The sequence below is a fragment of the Nocardia farcinica genome, assembly GCF_029867845.1.
GTDB lineage: Bacteria > Actinomycetota > Actinomycetes > Mycobacteriales > Mycobacteriaceae > Nocardia > Nocardia farcinica_A.
Genome location: NZ_JARWRU010000041.1, coordinates 1 through 2,491, shown reverse-complemented (window position 1 = coordinate 2,491; position 2,491 = coordinate 1). Strand labels below are relative to the sequence as shown.

Below are 2,491 nucleotides of genomic sequence, written 5' to 3'. Positions count from 1 at the left end.
CGCGGCGCGGGTGGGGTCCGGTTCGGAGCCGTCGGGCGAGTGGCCGGACTCCGCGCCGCGGGAATCCTCCGCGCCTCGGCCGTCCTTGTCGGGTTCGATCCATGCCGCGACCTCGGCCGCGCCGCGGGCGATCTGCCGTCGCCCGGTGGTCACGATCTCGGAAGCCGGCACTTCTCACGAGCGCGGGCGGCCGCCGTGGCGGATGTGGACGTGGAACGGGCCTTCGACGTGTTCGAGGGCGGGGCCGGTCGGCGTGTGGTTCCAGCGGACGCGGTCGAGGGTGTTGAGGACGGGAACGGCGTCCCGGGTGAACGGGATCGCCACGTGGCGGCCCGAGGTGATGTCGGGGCGGTCGTGGAATGTGGCGGGGAGGGCGGGGCCACCGAGGTAGAGGTCGCCCGCGGTGCCGAAGGGGACGGGGTGGAGCTCGTCGTCCAGGACGTAGGCGGCGATGCCGTCGACGGGGGTGCCGATGAGGCGGCTGTTGCCTGTGGGCGCATGCCCGGCGCCGGCGGGGCCGCTGGTGGTGACGGTCGTGCCGGGCACGCCGTAGCTGAGGTGGAGCGTGCGGATGGCCGACCACGCCTCGGCGAGACCCTCGGTGAGGTCGCGGGCGTCGAGGAGCAGGTGCCGGAGGTCGGGGAGGTCGGTGGCGGTGAGGGTGAGCAGTTCGTTCTCGGCGAGGTAGGCGTGGGTGACCCGGGCGCCGCGGATGAAGTCGGCCAGTTGCTCGCCCTCGGTGACGGCCGGGGGACCACGACGGCGGTGGCCGCCGAACCGAAGGTGAGCAGGAGTTCGAGCAGCCAGGCGTCGTGGTGCGGGTCTGCGATGTGCAGGACGAGTGAGGAGGGCTCGACCCGGAAGCGGCTGCGGTAGGCGCGGGCCAGGGTGGTGAGGGTGCGGTGGGTGTGCGGGATGCCTTTCGGCACGCCGGTGCCCCCGGAGGAGTACGCCATGTGGACCGGCTCGTCCGGGTGCGGGCGGGCGGATCGGGTCGTGATCGGCGCGCTGATGCCGGGGTCGGCCGTGTCGTCGTGGACGAACCATTCGACCGTGTCCGGCAGGCCCGCCCGTTCGGCGAGCGAGGTCACGCCGACGCGTGCCGCCGAGCATTCGGCGATGTAGGCCTGCCGCTCCGGGAAGCGCGCGGGGCCGAGGGGGACGAAGACGGCGCCCAGCCGGGCCAGCGCCCACCAGGTGACGAGGGCGTCGACCGAGCGGGGGAGCGCCACCAGGACCGGTGTGCCCGCGACGATCCCGTGGGCGGCGAGGCGGCGCGCCAGGCGCGACGATCGGGCGTCCAGTTCGCCGTAGCTGATCCGGTGGTCCCGGTCCACCACCGCGGTGGCGGCCGGATCGCGGGCGACCGCCGCGTCGAGCAGATCCGGCACGGTCCGGGGCGCGGCGGATTCGTCTGTAGGCATCGGTAGCCCTCCCGCGGGGGTGGCTAGCGAACCGGGCGGCCGCCCGGTATCGGGCATTCCCACGACAATGGCGCACGACAATGGCGCGCGACAGATGGACGTGACCGCGGCCTCGCCGTAGAGTTTCGAATCGGGAAACTATGTTTCGAAAGATCGGCGGTTCGGGCGCCGGTGAGGAGGTCGGCCGGTGCGATCGGCGCTCTATGTCCCTGGCAACCGCCCGGAACTGTTCGACAAGGCGCTGGCGGGCTCCGCCGATGTGGTGCTGATCGACCTCGAGGACTCGGTTCCGTTCGCGGACAAGGAATCCGCGCGCCAGGAGGTGGGCCGCTGGGTGCGCACCGTCGCCGCGACCGGGCGGGTGTGGGTGCGGGTGAATCCCGGCGCGGCGGGGCTGGCGGATGCCGCCGCGGTGGCCGCGCCCGCGGTGGCCTCGATCTGCATGGCCAAGACCGAATCGGCTCGGCAGGTCCGGGCGATGGACGAGGTGCTGTCGCGCCACGAGGCCGCGGCGGGCGCGATCCGGGTCTGCCCGCTGCTGGAGAGCGCGGCCGCCGTCATGGCCGCGCGGGAGATCGCCAGTGCGCCAAGGGTTCTGCTGTTGCAGATCGGGGAGGCCGATCTGTGCGCGGAGGTGGGCATCGCACCGGGGTCGGACGAGCGGGAACTGGCGGCGATCCGCGGGCAGGTGGTGCTGGCCAGCGCGGCGGCGGGTATCGCCGCGCCGCTGGGACCGGTCCGCACCGACTTCCGTGATCTGGACCGGCTGCGGGAATCCACGATCGGGCTGTGGCGCATGGGCTTCCGTGGCCGGGCGTGCATCCACCCGGCTCAAGTCCCTGTGGTGAACGAGGTCTTCACCCCCGCCCCCGAGGAACTCGCGCGGGCGCGGGCACTGGTCGCGCGCTTCGAGGCCGCCGACGGCGGAGTGATCCTCGACGAGGCGGGGCGCATGGTGGACGAGGCGGTGATCCGCCGGGCCCGCCGACTGCTCGCGCCATGACCGGCCGGTGAGCCGGTTCTCCGGTGAGCGATGACCCGCCGAGGAACGCGGGTGGGCTCAGAGC

At 73.5% G+C, this 2,491-nt stretch carries 3 protein-coding genes and 1 pseudogene; 2 read left to right on the top strand and 2 right to left on the bottom strand.

What is annotated here, in order from left to right; all coding sequences use genetic code 11:
- Positions 1 to 174: 174 nt before the first annotated feature.
- Positions 175 to 669: an AMP-binding protein gene (locus QH283_RS00615; protein ID WP_280501064.1), complete on the bottom strand. Its 495-nt coding sequence runs from the start codon at positions 667 to 669 to the stop codon at positions 175 to 177.
- Here QH283_RS00615 and QH283_RS00610 point away from each other — a divergent pair.
- Entirely contained in the window at positions 559 to 876 is a 318-nt protein-coding gene (locus QH283_RS00610; RefSeq protein ID WP_280501066.1) for a hypothetical protein, read from the top strand. The two genes, QH283_RS00615 and QH283_RS00610, sit on opposite strands and share 111 nt — an antisense overlap.
- Here the strand turns inward: QH283_RS00610 and QH283_RS30250 are convergent.
- Positions 795 to 1,424: pseudogene (locus QH283_RS30250) on the bottom strand (AMP-binding protein); the annotation flags it as partial. The gene QH283_RS00610 and the pseudogene QH283_RS30250 sit on opposite strands and share 82 nt — an antisense overlap.
- Before the next feature lie 187 nt (positions 1,425 to 1,611).
- Between QH283_RS30250 and QH283_RS00600 the strand changes: the two are divergent.
- On the top strand, positions 1,612 to 2,427 hold the full coding sequence (locus tag QH283_RS00600) for an HpcH/HpaI aldolase/citrate lyase family protein (protein WP_280501063.1): 816 nt from the start codon (positions 1,612 to 1,614) through the stop codon (positions 2,425 to 2,427).
- Positions 2,428 to 2,491: the final 64 nt, after the last annotated feature.